At 43.2% G+C, this 16,072-nt stretch carries 15 protein-coding genes; 10 read left to right on the top strand and 5 right to left on the bottom strand.

Going from position 1 to position 16,072, the window contains the following annotated elements; translation table 11 throughout:
- Positions 1-44 precede the first annotated feature (44 nt).
- From V7K60_RS34980 to V7K60_RS00415, 3 genes are all read right to left on the bottom strand, one after another.
- A complete protein-coding gene (locus V7K60_RS34980) occupies positions 45-104 on the bottom strand; it encodes a hypothetical protein (RefSeq protein ID WP_442944320.1) in 60 nt (19 codons plus the stop codon).
- Complete coding sequence (locus V7K60_RS00420) at positions 94-591, bottom strand: SRPBCC domain-containing protein (protein WP_334922010.1); 498 nt, start codon at positions 589-591, stop codon at positions 94-96. Before V7K60_RS00420 ends, V7K60_RS34980 begins: the two co-directional genes overlap by 11 nt.
- A 311-nt stretch (positions 592-902) precedes the next feature.
- Positions 903-1,328, bottom strand: a complete 426-nt coding sequence (locus V7K60_RS00415; RefSeq protein WP_334922008.1) for a universal stress protein — start codon at positions 1,326-1,328, stop codon at positions 903-905.
- Between the two features lie 291 nt (positions 1,329-1,619).
- Here V7K60_RS00415 and V7K60_RS00410 point away from each other — a divergent pair, with 291 nt between their 5' ends.
- The 6 genes from V7K60_RS00410 (at position 1,620) to accD (ending at position 9,123) form a co-directional block, all read left to right on the top strand.
- Positions 1,620-2,162 carry a hypothetical protein gene (locus tag V7K60_RS00410; RefSeq protein ID WP_334922006.1) on the top strand — a complete coding sequence of 181 codons (543 nt, stop codon included), beginning with the start codon at positions 1,620-1,622 and terminating at the stop codon, positions 2,160-2,162.
- Between the two features lie 89 nt (positions 2,163-2,251).
- Complete coding sequence (locus V7K60_RS00405; protein ID WP_334922004.1) at positions 2,252-4,999, top strand: cation-translocating P-type ATPase; 2,748 nt, start codon at positions 2,252-2,254, stop codon at positions 4,997-4,999.
- A gap of 141 nt (positions 5,000-5,140) precedes the next feature.
- Positions 5,141-6,229, top strand: coding sequence for a 3-isopropylmalate dehydrogenase (gene leuB, locus V7K60_RS00400; protein ID WP_334922002.1), 1,089 nt, complete (start codon positions 5,141-5,143; stop codon positions 6,227-6,229).
- Between the two features lie 90 nt (positions 6,230-6,319).
- The gene (locus V7K60_RS00395) at positions 6,320-6,580 is read left to right on the top strand and encodes a hypothetical protein (RefSeq protein ID WP_322733774.1); all 261 of its coding nucleotides are present in this window, start codon (positions 6,320-6,322) and stop codon (positions 6,578-6,580) included.
- A gap of 131 nt (positions 6,581-6,711) precedes the next feature.
- Complete coding sequence (locus V7K60_RS00390; RefSeq protein WP_292785224.1) at positions 6,712-7,539, top strand: prepilin peptidase; 828 nt, start codon at positions 6,712-6,714, stop codon at positions 7,537-7,539.
- A gap of 633 nt (positions 7,540-8,172) precedes the next feature.
- The gene (gene accD, locus V7K60_RS00385; RefSeq protein ID WP_334921998.1) at positions 8,173-9,123 is read left to right on the top strand and encodes an acetyl-CoA carboxylase, carboxyltransferase subunit beta; all 951 of its coding nucleotides are present in this window, start codon (positions 8,173-8,175) and stop codon (positions 9,121-9,123) included.
- A 170-nt stretch (positions 9,124-9,293) separates the two neighbouring features.
- Here accD and V7K60_RS00380 read toward each other — a convergent pair whose 3' ends face one another.
- Positions 9,294-10,706, bottom strand: a complete 1,413-nt coding sequence (locus V7K60_RS00380) for an MFS transporter (protein WP_334922032.1) — start codon at positions 10,704-10,706, stop codon at positions 9,294-9,296.
- Between the two features lie 227 nt (positions 10,707-10,933).
- Between V7K60_RS00380 and V7K60_RS00375 the strand changes: the two genes are divergently transcribed.
- The gene (locus V7K60_RS00375; RefSeq protein ID WP_334922030.1) at positions 10,934-12,154 is read left to right on the top strand and encodes an ABC transporter substrate-binding protein; all 1,221 of its coding nucleotides are present in this window, start codon (positions 10,934-10,936) and stop codon (positions 12,152-12,154) included.
- Positions 12,155-12,191: 37 nt separating this feature from the next.
- Positions 12,192-13,082, top strand: a complete 891-nt coding sequence (locus tag V7K60_RS00370) for a proline iminopeptidase-family hydrolase (protein WP_334921996.1) — start codon at positions 12,192-12,194, stop codon at positions 13,080-13,082.
- Between the two features lie 161 nt (positions 13,083-13,243).
- Here V7K60_RS00370 and V7K60_RS00365 read toward each other — a convergent pair whose 3' ends face one another.
- The gene (locus V7K60_RS00365) at positions 13,244-13,894 is read right to left on the bottom strand and encodes a hypothetical protein (protein ID WP_334921994.1); all 651 of its coding nucleotides are present in this window, start codon (positions 13,892-13,894) and stop codon (positions 13,244-13,246) included.
- Between the two features lie 344 nt (positions 13,895-14,238).
- Here V7K60_RS00365 and V7K60_RS00360 point away from each other — a divergent pair, with 344 nt between their 5' ends.
- Positions 14,239-15,147 carry a carbohydrate ABC transporter permease gene (locus V7K60_RS00360; RefSeq protein WP_334921992.1) on the top strand — a complete coding sequence of 303 codons (909 nt, stop codon included), beginning with the start codon at positions 14,239-14,241 and terminating at the stop codon, positions 15,145-15,147.
- Positions 15,144-15,980 (top strand): carbohydrate ABC transporter permease, encoded by an 837-nt coding sequence (locus V7K60_RS00355; protein WP_334921991.1) that lies wholly within the window; start codon positions 15,144-15,146, stop codon positions 15,978-15,980. The genes V7K60_RS00360 and V7K60_RS00355 overlap by 4 nt, the downstream gene beginning before the upstream one ends.
- Positions 15,981-16,072: the final 92 nt, after the last annotated feature.

The following is a 16,072-nucleotide window of genomic DNA, read 5'->3' as shown; positions in this document are numbered from 1 at the left end:
CACTCCCTATTGACAACAAGAGGCGATTGCCTCTGATCGCCTACTCAGGTTATTGGTTTCTTGCCGTATTTATCGAACAGGTCATTTAAGGCTTCAGCTAGCAAGGCTTGAACTGTGGTGTCTTGGCGTTCTCGTAGCATCAATGCGTTCTGCCTTAGTTTTCAATGTTTGGTTCATGGCTTCAAACCCTTGGCGAACGTCAATATTTAATCGACGAGCCAGCAGAGGTACTAGTAAGCCCTGGAAAGATGCTTGCTGAATGAAGCGGACGCGTAGGCGTAGCCCGTCGTAGACATCGCTTCCTAGCGGTTCAATGATAAAGCTGTGTTCACCGTCAAATAATCCTGGGATCAAAAAGTGCCCTAACCAGCGCAATTTGCGATTAGGTTCTATCGTAATCACAGTAGGTCGAAAGATCATAATATCTGTACCCGGAGGCTGAAAGTGAACGGTTAGCTGTGCCCCTTCACTCAGCGAACCACTAATTTGACGAATAAATAGATTCCAATGTGGAAAACTGGCAAAATCAGTGAGTAAGTTCCAGACCTGCTTATCGGATGCCTGAATTTCGATTTCAGTGTAGATTTTCATGGGTATAAGTTGATAGGAAAACCAGAATGAAAACGGTTATTACTGCTAAAAATAACCCAATGTATTGTTGTCCTAGTATTCGACCAACCCAAAAACTACGGGTGAAGGTAGGCAGATAAAGCAGGGGGAGCAGGGGAAGAAAAGAACTTGATTTTTCTACCATAAAATAAACCTTGCAAAATTTCTTTGGTGGACTACGAGGAAACTAGATTGTTTCTTGTAAAGCATAATGAATACTATTCGTGGAAAGCTCACGTTTGAATAGCAAAATTATTCAAAATTATGGTGGTTGGTAGACAGTTGTGAAGGAACTACTGACCTTGAACAACCAAAACGGAACATGGAGCGTGATGAACAACGTGATTGCTCACACTTCCTGCTAAAAGTTCGACAAATCCTTTAAGTCCTCTACGACCAAGCACAATCAGATCTGCTCCCCAACTCCGGGCTAAATCACAGATGTTAGTCCCTGGATCTCCTGTTTGATAACTGGATTCTGCCATAATGCCTAGTGTTTTCGCTTTCTGATAGTACAACTGGAGTAAACTTTGTGCCAGTTGTGTTTCTATTTCCAGGTCTACTAAGTTCACAGTGAGTTGATTAGAAGCTGCTAGCTCAATGCTGTAACCAATCATTAACTGAGCAGCATCTCTTTGGGCTAACTCCAGTGCTTTTATAAACACTGTTGCAGTCGCAGGTGAATCATTGACCGCCACAAAAATCTTCTTAAAGCTCATATCCAGCTCCAATAATCAATTACTTCATTCACTTTTGTTGTCTTTTAGCTTGAGGGACAAATGTGATTTGAAAGTGAAATTAAGTAGGATAAGCAATTTATTCACTTTTCGTTCACATTCATCAGCAATCCTGGAAAAGAAGCAGAGAAACGAAACTAACCCAACTGAGGTTTAAAACGAATACTCGAACTAATACGGTTCATGCTCACACTATCAAACTATAGTTTTTTACTATTTGGAGATTAATAAAGCTTCGTTTTAAACTTACTGATTTTGATAGGAGATGTTGTAATGAATTTCAGTCCAGTTAAAAATGCAATCGGTATCATTTCTACCCGTCAGGCTGCAACACAGGTGCTTGATGAACTCAGAGCGATTGACTTTCCCATGCAGAAAATTTCTGTGTTCACTTTAGACTCTGAAGACAAAAAGTTGCACGAGGATGCTAATGCGGGTAAACATCCCATAACTCCGATCGAAGGTGCTAAAGCAGGTGCAATTACAGGAGGAACAGCCGGAGGCTTCCTGGCACTAACAGCCGGACTTGGCGTATTAATTATTCCCGGTTTTGGGCCAGCATTAGCGGTTGAATCTGTGGTGAGTACACTGCTGGCAGGTGGAGCGAGTGCGATTTTTGGCAGTGTTTATGGTGCATTTCAAGGTTGGTTTGCTCCCGAAAGGCAACCTAGACTCTGTGAGCCAACCACCTGCCAAGAAAAATTTTTGGTGAAGGTAGAAGGAACAACAGATGAAATCTGGCAAGCAGAATCGATTCTTAGTTATTGGGGTGTGCAGGAATGGCATATTTATGAACTTAGCAAAAGATTCTCGTAATAACACCAATTTGAAAAAAGAAAGGTACAGATTCAAACAGAGAAATCCAGATTAAATCTGTTAATTACTAATGATTTTTGGAGACGGAAATGACAGCAGATACGATCGCTACAAATACTTTTGCCCAAACAACAAAAGATTTACTCAACTATGAATGGCATACTTTAGGTGAACAAAAGGTTGTGCAAACGTTAGCCAGCCATCCCGAAGCAGGTTTGACCCATGAAGAAGCTATCACCCGACATCAACAGATGGGTGCAAATCAACTGACTACTAAAGGTGGAAAAAGTTCTTGGCTACGATTTTTAGAGCAATTTAATCAACCACTACTATATATTTTGCTGACAGCAGGAGTAGTAACGCTGCTGCTGCAAGATTGGATAGATGCGGGAGTAATTTTTGGTGTCACCCTGATTAACGTCACTATTGGCTACATTCAAGAATCGAAAGCAGAAGGTGCGATCGCTGCTCTATCCAAAGCCGTCACTACCGAAGCAACTGTGATTCGCAATGGTCAAAAAACTCGTTTGGCTTCGACTGAACTTGTTTTGGGTGATTTGGTATTGCTCGCATCTGGGGATAAAGTACCTGCGGATCTGCGGCTATTAAGTGTGCGTGGGTTGCAAGTTGACGAATCTGCCTTAACAGGCGAATCCGTTCCGGTTGAGAAAGCAACGGCATCGCTAGCTATGGAAACACCGTTAGTGGAACGCAGCAATATGGTGTATACAGGAAGTTTCGTTAGTTTTGGACAGGCAGAAGGGATTGTAGTAGCGATCGCAGATGCCACTGAAACCGGTCGCATCTCGCAGTTAATTGAAAGCAGCACAAATCTGAAAACACCGCTAACGCGAAATATTGACAAGTTTAGCAAAACCTTGTTGTATGTCATTTTATGTTTAGCTGCCCTGACATTTGCAGTCGGATTAGGACAAGGCGAATCTTGGATTGATGTTTTCAAAGCGAGTGTAGCTCTGGTAGTCAGCGCGATTCCAGAAGGATTGCCTGCAATTGTTACCGTCACTTTAGCGATCGGAGTTTCCCGGATGGCACGACGTAAGGCAATTATTCGCAAGCTACCCGCAGTGGAAACCTTGGGAAGTACCACTGTTATCTGCTCTGATAAAACTGGGACGTTAACTGAAAATCAGATGACGGTTCAAAAGATTTATGCGGGTGGGCAACATTACACCGTTAGCGGTATTGGTTATGCCCCAGATGGTGAAATCCTAATGGATCAACAGCCTGTTGATTTCAATGCAAATGGACATATTGCTCTTTGGGAATCCCTGGAAGCAGGATTGCTCTGCAATGATTCTCACATCGAATGGGGAGATGGACAGTGGGACTTAGTAGGAACCGCAACCGAGGGAGCATTGATTACAGCTGCCAATAAAGTGGGATTGACGCAAGCGAATCTAGAGCAATTAGCTAGAATAGACACCATTCCCTTTGAGTCTCAATTCCAATACATGGCGACTTTGCATGAATTAGATGCAAAGCGATCGCTCAATGTCATTTATCTCAAAGGTTCTGTAGAGGCAATTCTCCAACGATGCGATCGCATGTTCGATGCTCAAGGACAACTCGCTCGTCTCAATTCTGCCGCAGTGGAGCAGGAAGTTGCTGGTATGGCAAACCAAGGGTTACGAGTACTAGCTTTTGCCAGCAAAGAAGTTGCCACTAAGCGCTCTTTAAATCGCAATGATATCGATCGAGGACTCGTGTTTTTGGGACTTCAGGGCATAATCGATCCGCCGCGTGAGGAAGCGATCGCCGCAGTCAAAGCCTGTCAATCTGCCGGGATTCAGGTGAAGATGATCACTGGGGATCATGCGTTAACAGCAGCTGCGATCGCCCGCCAAATGGGAATTTGCTCCACTGAAGAACAGGTTTTTACCGGACAGCAATTAGCTCAGATGAATGAAAAAGAATTCGCCCAAGCGGCTGAACAAGGTATGGTATTTGCGCGAGTTGCCCCAGAACAAAAATTGCATCTGGTGAAAGCGTTGCAGTCTCAGGGTGAAATTGTTGCCATGACTGGAGATGGTGTCAATGATGCTCCCGCTCTCAAACAGGCAGATATTGGTGTAGCGATGGGCATAGCCGGGGCAGAGGTTGCCAAAGAATCAGCGGATATGCTTCTAACTGACGATAACTTTGCCTCAATAGAAGCGGCTGTGGAGGAAGGACGTGGTGTTTACCGCAACTTGCGAAAAGCGATCGCCTTCTTGCTGCCGATCAACGTTGGAGAATCGATGACGATTTTGATTGCCATTCTCCTGGCAACTGTGCTTCCCATCTTACCAATTCAAATTCTCTGGTTGAACATGGTAAGTTCAGTAGGGTTGATTGTTCCCCTCGCCTTTGAGCCAAAATCTGGACAGGTGATGCAGCAACCACCGCGCAACCCCAGAGAAAAGCTTTTATCAGGCAGTTTACTTAAGCGCATATTAGCGATTTCTGTTTTCAATTGGGTGGTAATTTTTGGGGTGTTTCAATGGATACTTCAAACTACAGGCAATGAAGCCTTAGCTCGCACGATGGCGATTAATGGATTGGTGGCAGCAGAAGTCTTTTACCTGTTAAGCATTACCCAGTTTTTACCATCTCTAGTCGTGAGAATCCAAGGTAAACGCACACCCGTAGCCTATGCACCTGCGATCGGAATTGTGGTTGTGGTGATTTTACAATGTCTGTTCAGTCAGTGGAGCATGATGAATCAAGTGTTTGACACCACACCTTTAACATTTATCCAAGCTCTCATTTGCATGGGTGTAGGTTTGCCAGTGGTGTTTATCGCTCTCATCTTGCAGCGTTTCGATCCGCTCAACTAGGGATATAGGACTTTTTTAGTAGTTTCATCCAATGCCAGATGATTACGTTAGAGCTACACCCAAATTAATTAAAAACTCCATCGGTACATTTTGCTGGGTATGATATTTAATCTGCAAGCATTTACCTAGTAATAACCAGCTATGACAGAGAATTACCGCATTACTCTACTCCCCGGCGATGGCATTGGCCCTGAAATTATGGCAGTGGCGGTAGATGTGCTGAAAGTCGTAGGGAAGCAATTTGATCTGAAGTTTGAATTCCAAGAAGCCCTCATCGGTGGTGCAGCAATTGATGCCACAGGGGAACCCCTACCATCTGCTACTCTAGAGACTTGCCGTAACAGTGATACTGTGTTGCTCGCCGCGATTGGTGGTTATAAGTGGGATTCTCTGCCATCTAATTTACGCCCAGAAGCCGGTTTGTTAGGACTACGTGCCGGTTTAGGATTATTTGCCAATTTGCGCCCAGCAAAAATTTTGCCCCAGCTAATCGACGCCTCGACTTTAAAACGCGAAATTGTGGAAGGCGTGGATATTATGGTGGTGCGTGAACTCACTGGTGGGATTTACTTCGGTAAACCTAAAGGGATTTTTGCTACAGAAACTGGCGAGAAACGCGGTGTAAATACAATGGTTTACACCGAATCGGAAATTGAGCGTATTGGGCGGGTGGCGTTTGAAGCAGCTAAAAAACGCGGTGGAAAACTTTGTTCGGTAGATAAGGCGAACGTATTAGAAGTATCTCAGCTGTGGCGCGATCGCATCACCCAACTTTCTCAAGAATATCCAGATATCGAACTCTCTCATTTATATGTAGATAATGCAGCTATGCAGTTAGTACGCGCTCCCAAGCAGTTTGACACCATAGTTACAGGCAACTTGTTTGGTGATATTCTCTCTGATGCTGCTGCCATGCTCACAGGTAGTATTGGGATGTTACCCTCAGCTAGTTTGGGCGCTTCTGGGCCTGGTGTGTTTGAACCAGTTCATGGTTCCGCCCCAGATATTGCTGGACTTGATAAGGCAAATCCTTTAGCACAGGTTTTGAGTGCGGCGATGATGTTACGCTACGGTTTAGACCAGCCAAAAGCAGCAGATCGCATCGAACAAGCGGTTTTGCAAGTTTTAGAGCAGGGCGATCGCACAGGAGATATAATTTCTCCAGGCAAAAATCTCCTGGGTTGCCGCGCTATGGGAGACTCACTCATCAAAGCTATTGAACAAAAATAATTTTATAGAGCAACTTGGCCAATTTGGCAACCTTTGCCATAAGTTTCGGGTAGACTAAAGGGAAATCTAGCAATCAAATAACAGTCGATAGTGTACGCATTACGACAAGGACAAGCAAATTTTACCGCCCCAAAGAACCAATCGCCTTTGATTGATCCTGCTGTAATCAGAGCCGCTGGGCAGATATACTATACTCACTGTGAAGTCCATCCCGAAATAGCTGGGCAACCTTCCGGTGTAGCAATTAATCGTGTGACTCATCGAGGTAAGGTTATTTTTACTAACCAACCAGTTCTTTTACCTCAAGAGTGTTTTGTACCCTTAAGTCAAATTGAATCGCACATGTATTAGTCATTGTTCATTAGTCATTAGTCAGTAGAGACGCGATTAATCGCGTCTCTAGAATGGTCATTAGTTATTGACAAAGCACAAATGACAAAGCACAAATGACACAGGACAAATGACAAAGGACAAATGACTGTATGGACATTTTGTTCGCCATCCCGGCGAGTGTAATGGTCTTTGCTTTAGGTGCATCTATTGGTAGTTTTCTCAATGTTATTGTTTATCGCCTACCTGCTGGGTTGTCAATTCTTTGGCCGCCTTCTCGTTGTCCTAAATGCTTAAACCAGCTAAAAGCTTACGACAATGTACCAGTGTTCGGCTGGATTTCCTTAAGAGGGCGGTGTCGATATTGCAAAAGCAAAATTTCTGTCCGTTATCCTGTGGTAGAAGGGGTAACGGGCATAATTTTTTTACTAATTTTTTTGGTCTTTCAAGTTTCGACTTTAACAATAGGCTATTGGGCTTTTTGCAGTTGGTTATTGGCGCTATCACTCATCGACTTAGATACAATGACCCTACCCAACCCACTTACTCAGTCGGGTTTAGTGGTAGGGATTTTGTTTCAAATGGTGGTTGGTTTTCTACCAGAGGGTAGTTTTGTGGCATTGGTAAATCACCTGATAATGGCTATAGTTGGTGCAGTATTAGGATTATGGCTGTTTGATGCGATCGCTCTATTGAGTTCAATTGCCTTTGGTAAAACTGCAATGGGTGCAGGTGACGCCAAGTTAGCAGCCATGATGGGAGCCTGGTTAGGCTGGAAATATCTGCTGTTGGCTAGTTTTATTGCCTGTGCGCTGGGAGCGTTAATTGGTATCGGTGTTTTGATTATGCAGCGATCGCGACAAAAATTAGGACAAAAGATACCTTTTGGCCCTTTTCTGGCTTTAGGATCTGTGATTACTTTATTTAGTGGCGAAGCCATTTTGTCTAGCTACCTGCGGTTATTTTTTCCAGCCTCTTGAATCGGAGTGGGGAAGAGGGAGCAGGGAGCAGCACTTCTCTACGAGACGCTGCGCGAACGGCTACGCTCAGTGACCGAGGAGGCAGGGGGAGCAGGGGGAGAATAACTCTTAACTCTTAACTCCTAACTCAGCACTCAGCACTCAGCACTGTTTTGCCCAATGCCCTTTGATAAGAAATATTTATAATTTGTGACTGTAACCAACATTACCCCATCTACCTTTCACATTTTGATAATATTCAGCTTGTGACTTGTATTACCCTCTTAACGACGATTAACCGTTGGCAAGCGCAACTAGTGCAACAGATGCTGATTGTTCAGAACCTAGCAATACGAATAATTGATTAGGGTGGGAGGGGGAAAGCATCTTATTTGGAGGTTGGTATTCTCATGGTTTTGTCACTACGTCCATATAATTAAGTCTGCTGAAAAAAAGAGCAAGAGACTTGTATTGGTATAAGTATTTTCGTTAAGCTGGCAACCAAAGACGAAAATTAAGGTCTGAATTGCTTAAAAACGTAGTTTAACGATGTATTCATAAGTCATTAGTAAAGACAAATGACTTATGACTAAGCACAACCCAATACGGTTTGAAATGTTTTCGACCTCATACCCACTTAAAATAAAATAAAAAATGGCTAACAACGAAGAATCACGTGGTTTAAAGTCTCTATTTGATTGGTTTGCAAATCGAAGGAAGTCAGGATCTACCAGCCTCGAACGCCAAGAACGTGAAATTGCTGATGGTTTGTGGCACAAATGTTCTAAATGCGGCGTGTTGGCATATACAAAAGACTTGAAAGCCAATCAGATGGTTTGTGTCGAATGTGGTCATCACAATCGGGTAGACAGTGATGAGCGCATCCGTCAATTGATAGATAACAATACCTGGAAAGCGCTGGATGAGCATTTGCGTCCAACCGACCCGTTAGAATTTCGCGATCGCAAACTCTACAGCGATCGCTTGCGGGAAACACAAGATAAAATTGGCTTAATAGACGCGGTTAGAACTGGTTTAGGTCAAATCAATGGTTTGCCCATTGCCCTTGGAGTTATGGACTTTCGCTTCATGGGTGGTAGTATGGGTTCGGTTGTGGGAGAAAGACTCACCCGGATGATTGAGCAAGCCACTCAACGACGCTATCCTGTAGTTATTATCTGTACCTCCGGTGGCGCGAGAATGCAAGAAGGTATGCTCTCTTTGATGCAGATGGCAAAAATCTCCGCAGCCTTACAGCGCCATAAAGACGCCCGACTATTATATATTCCTGTTTTGACCAATCCGACAACGGGCGGTGTTACCGCTAGTTTTGCAATGTTGGGCGATATAATTTTGGCAGAACCCAAAGCAACCATTGGTTTTGCTGGTCGGCGAGTGATTGAGCAAACCCTGCGGGAAAAACTACCCGAAAATTTCCAGACTGCTGAAGATTTGCTCCAGCACGGTTTTGTTGATGATATCGTACCTCGTACCCAATTAAAGAACACCTTAGCCCAGTTGATTGCCCTACACCAGCCTGTATTAACAACACCTCACATGGTGTTGTGGGAAACAATGTCCTTGACTTCTACCGCCGCAGAATAAAGCATTGGGCATTGGGCATTGGGCACTTGTACTGAGTTTACGGTGAGCGCAGTCGAACTGCGACTTGTGCCGAGCGACTTGTACTGAGCGTAGTCGAAGTAAGCCGAGGTAAGCCGAAATATTGGGCATGGGGCAGAGGAGAAAACTCTTCTCCCTGCTCCCTGTTTCTCTCATGCTCTGCCTGGCTCTTGGAGAAACATGAGTGGAACAAGGGCTATTAGTCGGAATAGACCAGAGAGGACAAACAAGCTTAGTAAACCTCCAGACTGGGCAAATTGGACGATGAAACTGCCTATAGTTGTGCCCAAAGCACCACTTACTCCAGCAACGGCAGCTGCGATTGCAAAATAGATAGACTGATTTTTAATTGGTGCAATGCCCAATTGTATATTGTTACTGCACAAGTCAATTGCCGCCCAAGTACCTCCAGTCAAGATATGTAACAGTGGCAACCACAACCAAATATCAAAGCGATTTACCCCAATCCCTAGCCACAATAGTGGTGTGACTCCAACCAAAATCCCAATACAGATGAGGATGGGACGATTACCTATCTTGTCTGCTAATTTTCCCCACAGGATAAGCATTAGCAAAGTTGCCCCCGCCTGAAGGCTGTTGTAGATAGTCACATAGCTGACATCTAAATTCAGCGTGTTGAGCATATAGAGGTTAAAAAAAGGACTGCTAAGGTTAACAGCAAGCGTCCAGAAGCTGAAATACAGCAGAAAAATCAAAAAGTTAGAGTTTTTCCAGATGCTGTTAGTTGACTGGTCTTGTGGCAAATGAATTGATTGAAGCGCTTCAGAAGATTCATCTTTTGCAACCTCTGATTGAATCTCACTTGTTGGTGATGACTTGCCATAATAAGTGTTTTGCAATTGCGGATTCATATCCACCTGGAAAGACTGACACCCCAATCCCATAATCCCGAACACAACACTTACCAGTAGAACTATCCCATAACCTTGTAAAGTTCCCCCATACCAATGTGATACAACTAGACCAGCCATTGGTACGCAAACCAAATTAGTTAGACTAGCAGCACTATTGCGTGTCCCAAAATACCTGCCTCGTAATCGCCGGGGAACTATCATTGCCACCCAACTTAGCCACGATGCAGTTCCTAGTCCTCCCAAAAGATTGCTGAATAGAACAATCAAGAGTGTCAATATGACTAACTGGTGAGCATCAATCACTTGCAAGCTGACGCTGACAATACCAATTACTAAAATCAGCCATAGCAGCCGACCAATTCCGTGTGTCCGAAGCGAATATTGAAAGCGGCTGGTGCTGCGTTCTGACAAGTAAGCACCCAACGGCTGAATGAGATTGACCAACATGGGAATAGAAGACAGCATCCCAAATACCACTGGACTAGCACCCAACTCCACTAATAAATTGCTGAGTAAAATCCCGCCAGTTCCAAGAGAGTAAACCGATGCTAAGACAGAATCCGCAGTAGAGGCTTGCAAACTAGTGCGAATAGTATCCTTGGAAATTCGAGCAATTGCTGTTGGTGGTGAGGCAATCTGGGTAAATTCCAGAGCCAGTGGCGCAGTTGTTTCAATCTGAACAGAATCCATCAACATAAATTATGGGTGAAGTATCCTCGGATAAATCAGGTTGCAAAAGGACTCAGTATGCTTTAATTAGCATTGCTGATAATTTTTCGTTATTTTAGCTTGCAATTTTCAGCCAAAATTTCAAATAAGTAAAATATTATTCCTTAATAACACAAGGTATAAGCCAGGAAAGAGAATATTATTTGTTTGTGAACAATAAAGGATTATTTAATTTTTTGGCATTGGTGATGGCGATCGCGATCGCTATTATTGCTTGTCATAGCCTACAATTGCCAAGCAAGCCGTTAGCATCTACCGCAGTCACCATCAAACTTAGTGGTTGGGGAGGCTCTCCTGTTGAGCAAAAACTCTTGAGACAAGTACTGCAAGACTTTGAGGCACAACATCCAACTATTAAAGTCAAATATGAGGTAATTTCCGACCAATACATGGATGTAATCAAAACTCGTTTAGTTGGGGAAGCTGCGCCCGATGTTTTTTATCTAGATGCGCTGGAAGCTCCTTTCTTAATGAGTCAAAATGTCCTAGAACCATTAGAAAGTTACATTACCCCCGAATTTGACCTAACGGATTTTGAAGATACCCTACTCGACAGTTTCAAATACCAAAATCAGATTTACGGTCTTCCCAAAGACTATTCCACCCTTGCCCTGTTTTATAACAAAAAAGCCTTCGCCGCCGCAGGCTTGAGTAATCCGCCAGCGACTTGGGATGAATTACGTAACTACTCGCAACAATTGACAGGCAAACTTAACAAATATGGCTTTGGGGAAATTCCAGAATTAGCGCGTCAAGCTTATAAAATTAAAGCCTTTGGTGGACAACTTGTTGATCAAAATGGTTATGCTACTTTTGCCAGTGAGTCAGGTTTACAGGGTTTAGAGTTGGTAATAAACCAGTACCAAAAAGACCACTCATCTGCCCAAAAATCTGATGTGGGGACAAACTCAGGTAGTGAAATGTTTGGTCAGAGTAAAGTGGCAATGGTGATTGAAGGTAACTGGGCAATTCCCTATTTAACTGAAACCTTTCCCCAAGTAGAGTTTGCTACTGCACCAGTACCTATGATTAATGATAAAAAAGGCACAATGGTGTTTACAGTTGCCTACGTCATGAATAAGCAAGCACAACACAAAGCCGAAGCCTGGGAGTTGATTTCTTATCTCACAGGTAAAGAAGGAATGCAAAAGTGGACAGGAACAGGGTTTGCTTTGCCAACACGTAAATCAGTGGCAAAGAATTTGGGTTATGACCAAGACCTGTTGCGATCGCCATTAGTCGCAGGTGTGAATTATGCTACACCGTGGCAGGTAGGTCAGTATCCAAGTGCGATCATGAATAATTTTGATAACCAGTTTGTCAGTGCCTTATTAGGACAACAACCACTAAAGCAGGCAATGCTGAAGGCAGAGAATGAAGCTAATCAGCAGATTAAGGCGATGCAGTAACTACGTATACTTGTTTAAAAAGTAAAATATCAACTCCATGAGTACAATTTCTGCCGTTGAAGGTTTTATCTTATTCCGTGGTCATCAGGTGTGGTATCGCATTGTTAAACCAGACCAAGAAGATTCTAAAAAGCTACCACTGCTATGTCTTCACGGAGGACCAGGAGTACCCCACGACTACTTAGAACCATTAGAAGCGTTGGCTTCGCCCGCCGCAGGCATCGCCGCAACCGGACGCAGGGTGATTTTTTACGATCAATTAGGGTGTGGTAATAGCGATCGCCCCACAGACCCCAACTTATATTCCATAGATTTATTCAAAGAAGAACTCTTCGCCGTCCGCAGTGCCTTAAATTTAGACCAAATTCATCTTTTTGGGCAATCATGGGGCGGTTGTTTAGCCTTGGAACATGCTCTTTCTCAACCGACTGGGTTAGTCAGTCTCGTTCTAGGTAACACGCCTTCTAGCATTCGACAATTTGTCACTGAAGCTTATAGCCTGATGAATGAGCTACCAATCGAAGTACAAGAGGTCATTCGTAAACACGAAGCCGATAGTACTACTCAAGACCCCGAATACAAACAGGCAATGGAAGTATTCAATCATTCTTTTCTTTGCCGACTAGACCCTTGGCCCAGCAGCTTAACTAGAGCTTACAGTAAAGTTGGTACAGAGTTTCGGGGTACAGGCAAAATCATCGACTGGAATATTCAAGACCGCCTCGGTGAAATTATCGTACCTACACTGCTGCTATCAGGTCGTTACGATGAGGTTACGCCTACTTGTGTTGAAACAGTTCACCAGGGTATTTCTGGCTCTGAGTGGGTACTGTTTGAAAACAGTTCACATATGCCTCATCTCGAAGAGACGGAACGATTCTTGCAAGTCTTGAGCGAATTTTTGAATCGTGTCGAAACAGCCCTGTAAAGGTGAGATTGTAAGTTGAGTCTCATATTCCTTGAAGCTAAGTCTTCATTTACTCTTGAATTCTCGAAGTTCCGAGTTCTGAACACGAAGTTCCAATATGGTAAACATTAAAGCATCCATAATAAGAATTAAAGCGTTTATGAATACTTTAATGTTTGCCACTAATGTTGTTTTCTAGCAGTTCTCTTTCGCTTTGTAAACGAACCAACAGCTAATCCACCAAAGACTACTACTGCCCCCATGATGATTGTTGGTTCTGGAACTTCTTGGGGAACTTCGATAGAGCCGCTGACTAGAGCCAGACCATTCAAGGTAGTAGTTGATCCTAAATTAACAATGTCCTCTTCGGAGAACAATAGTGTGCTTATACCATTTTTGAATATGCCCTTACCCCCTGTGATATTCACGATGCCAGAACCTTTCGCTGTCAGATTATCAAAATTAACTGAAGCACTGGCATCACTAGTTCCAAATAACTTGTTATCATCGTCGCCAAACACAATGTAGCCTAATGGGAAACCTTGGACACCAAATACTTCTGGATTATTGTTAAAAGTGAGATTTCCCTTGTCATCAATCACAGAGTATGTCAAACCTTTGTATAATCCTAAATCATAGGGGGCATCATCACTCAAACCAACCTCAAATACCTGTGAAACGTTGCCTGAAATAGGCGTAATATTGACTGTTGTCCGATAATTGCCAATAAATGGATAAATGGTCTTTGCTGTTGCTCTGCTTACATTTGAGCAAAGACTAACTGAGGTCAAAACTAGTGGAACAATCCAGATTCTGAGTGAATGAAGCATCATTTAAAATCTCCATTTTTAAAAAGTACCTATTTTCACAGAGAGTTTACAATACCTAAGAAGCAGTTACAATGAATAATCCTTTGATAAAATTGGCATTTTTTTATCAAAGGATATATAGAAACCTCTTCTAAAGATAAAAATTCCACTCTGGTGCATAGCCCAAAAAGAGAACAACAGCTAAGTTAAGCAAGTTTTTCAATAATTTTCTAACCTTTTCCCAAAGCAGAATAATCTTTTCCTTACAAAATGAGGATTGAATGCTTTTGTGACAGGAGTACGATAAATAATCATGCACAACCCATCGCTACAGCCGGGTTAGTGCGAGATTAAACGGAGGTTCAGTAGTGTTTGAAATCAACAGGTGGCGCAGAAATTCCAGATGGAACATCACCGAAGACTTGGCTGGGTATATCTTCATGATGCCCACCATTCTAGTTTTGGGAACTTTTGTAGTCTTACCCATTCTCTACGCCGTTTTTCTTTCTTTGCAAAAAGTCCAACTTCTTGGTGGTATTGAGTACGAGTTCATCGGTTTTCGCAACTTCACGCGATTAGCTGAAGATGAAAGAGTTTGGATTGCTTTGAGAAACACAGCCGAATATGTAGCCATTGTTGTGCCAACTCAAACTATCCTAGCTTTAATTCTGGCAGTAACTCTGAATTCTGGGATTCGCGGTAAAAACTGGTGGCGCATCCTCTATTTTTTGCCGACAGTCACTTCTTCAGCAGTGCTGACACTCATCTTTATGTGGATTTATAACACTGATGGGCTACTAAACGATTTTCTCGCTTTTGTGGGGCTACCTACTTATAACTGGTTGGGCGATCCAGCAGTTGCGCTCAAAGGCATTATGATCATGAACATTTGGTCAACAGCGCCGTTTTTTATGGTGATTTATCTGGCGGCGTTGCAAGATATACCCCAAACACTTTACGAGGCCGCAGAACTTGATGGTGCAAATGGATGGCAACAATTTATCCACATTACTCTTCCCTTGCTTAAGCCTGTAACCTTCTTTGTGGCGACAGTGGGGGTAATTGGCACTTTTCAACTTTTTGACCAGTCTTACATCTTCTCTGGCGGTACTGGCGGACCAAACAACGCTACCTTAACTGTGGTGCTGCTGATTTATCAAGCTGTATTTCGGAATTTACAAATGGGATATGCAGCTGCGATCGCATTTTTGTTAACAGCAGTGATCATTGCCATCACTTTGATTCAGCGGCGACTTTTCGGAGGCGAACGAATTTGACTAACACCTCTGGCTTATCCTGGCTCAAAGCCCTGTTGTACATCTTGCTGACACTTTATGCCATCATTACCCTAATTCCCTTTCTCTGGGCACTTTCAGCATCATTTAAGCCACTAACAGAGATTGTCAGTGGTGAACCCAACTTTCTCCCCAAGAATTTTACTCTCGATAACTACAGGCAAATCTTTCTCCAAGAACCGCTATTTTGGCGCTGGTTGTTCAACAGTGTAGCGATCGCCGTCAGCGTTACGCTTTTAAACTTGTTGTTAAATTCAATGGCTGGTTATGCCTTGGCAAGACTGCGCTTTGTGGGCAAGCACTTTTGGTTCTTCCTAATTTTGGCAGTACTAGCAGTACCGACGCAAATCACCCTGATTCCCACATTTTTGATTTTGAAAGCGATCAGCTGGCTGAATTCTTATCAAGGCATGATTGTACCTAGCATGGTTAATGCCACTTTTATCTTCATGATGCGGCAATTTTTCGTTAATTTTCCTAAAGAACTAGAAGAAGCAGCGCAACTAGATGGCTTGAATACCTTTGGAATTTTTCGACATATTGTCTTACCTTTGGCAAAACCAGCACTAGCAGCACAGGCAGTTTTTGTGTTCATGGGGAGTTGGAATAATTTTTTACTGCCTATAGTTATCCTATTTGACCCAGAAATGTTTACCCTTCCTTTGGGGCTGAACACCTTCAAAGGTCAATACATCAGCTATTGGAATTACATTATGGCGGCTTCTATGGTCTTTACCCTGCCAGCTTTAAGCATTTATGCCTTTTTTAATCGTTACTTTATTCAAAGCGTCACCTTTACCGGGGGAAAAGGTTAATAGGTATTGGGGCATTGGGCATTGAGCATTAATTATTCTCCTTTGCTCTCTCTGTTCCCTATGCCCGATTCCTTAGACCCCAGAACCCATTC

The organism is Nostoc sp., from assembly GCF_036917555.1.
Classification (GTDB): domain Bacteria; phylum Cyanobacteriota; class Cyanobacteriia; order Cyanobacteriales; family Nostocaceae; genus Nostoc.
Note: the sequence above shows the minus strand (reverse complement) of the source record. Positions and strands in the feature narration are given on the sequence as shown.

What these genes read in the sequence shown, in the direction of transcription:
- V7K60_RS00420 (WP_334922010.1), bottom strand. Translation starts at nt 591, where the DNA reads ATGAAAATCTACACTGAAATCGAAATTCAGGCATCCGATAAGCAGGTC.
- V7K60_RS00415 (WP_334922008.1), bottom strand. Translation starts at nt 1,328, where the DNA reads ATGAGCTTTAAGAAGATTTTTGTGGCGGTCAATGATTCACCTGCGACT.
- V7K60_RS00410 (WP_334922006.1), top strand. Translation starts at nt 1,620, where the DNA reads ATGAATTTCAGTCCAGTTAAAAATGCAATCGGTATCATTTCTACCCGT.
- V7K60_RS00405 (WP_334922004.1), top strand. Translation starts at nt 2,252, where the DNA reads ATGACAGCAGATACGATCGCTACAAATACTTTTGCCCAAACAACAAAA.
- leuB (WP_334922002.1), top strand. Translation starts at nt 5,141, where the DNA reads ATGACAGAGAATTACCGCATTACTCTACTCCCCGGCGATGGCATTGGC.
- V7K60_RS00390 (WP_292785224.1), top strand. Translation starts at nt 6,712, where the DNA reads ATGGACATTTTGTTCGCCATCCCGGCGAGTGTAATGGTCTTTGCTTTA.
- accD (WP_334921998.1), top strand. Translation starts at nt 8,173, where the DNA reads ATGGCTAACAACGAAGAATCACGTGGTTTAAAGTCTCTATTTGATTGG.
- V7K60_RS00380 (WP_334922032.1), bottom strand. Translation starts at nt 10,706, where the DNA reads ATGGATTCTGTTCAGATTGAAACAACTGCGCCACTGGCTCTGGAATTT.
- V7K60_RS00375 (WP_334922030.1), top strand. Translation starts at nt 10,934, where the DNA reads ATGGCGATCGCGATCGCTATTATTGCTTGTCATAGCCTACAATTGCCA.
- V7K60_RS00370 (WP_334921996.1), top strand. Translation starts at nt 12,192, where the DNA reads ATGAGTACAATTTCTGCCGTTGAAGGTTTTATCTTATTCCGTGGTCAT.
- V7K60_RS00365 (WP_334921994.1), bottom strand. Translation starts at nt 13,894, where the DNA reads ATGATGCTTCATTCACTCAGAATCTGGATTGTTCCACTAGTTTTGACC.